This window comes from Chitinophaga sp. YIM B06452 (assembly GCF_039655965.1).
GTDB lineage: Bacteria > Bacteroidota > Bacteroidia > Chitinophagales > Chitinophagaceae > Chitinophaga.
In genome coordinates, this window is record NZ_JAWLKY010000019.1 from 1 (window position 1) to 371 (window position 371).

Genomic DNA, 371 nt, shown 5'->3' on the forward strand with positions numbered 1-371 from the left:
TCGATCACCGGGCTGGTGGTGCCTTTGCGGCCGCTTTGCACCATCTTGCGGATGTTGCCGTTGGCATCATAGGCGGTAGCGGGATTGATCCCGTCGCCCATGGTGACGCTGAAGTCATAGTTAGCTGAGCGGTCCCAGGTGGCAGAAGTGCCCACCTGCTGGTTAAAATCAGCTTTGAGCAGGCGGTTGGCTTTGTCATAGCCAAACCCATAGGCCCGGGCCACCGGGTCGTTAAAACCCCGCCATTTGGTCCCGGCGATGTTGCCATTCTTCTGGGTGGCGGTAAACCCGTAGTCATAACTCAGCTCCTGGCCGAAGAAGTGGCCGCCGCTGCCGCTGGTCACGTAGTCCTTGTTGATGGCGCTGAGCCA

General features: G+C 59.3%; 1 protein-coding gene. It reads right to left on the reverse strand.

From position 1 onward, the window contains the following. A partial coding sequence (locus R3I13_RS26990; RefSeq protein WP_346321112.1) for a hypothetical protein occupies positions 1–371 on the reverse strand: 371 nt, incomplete at both ends.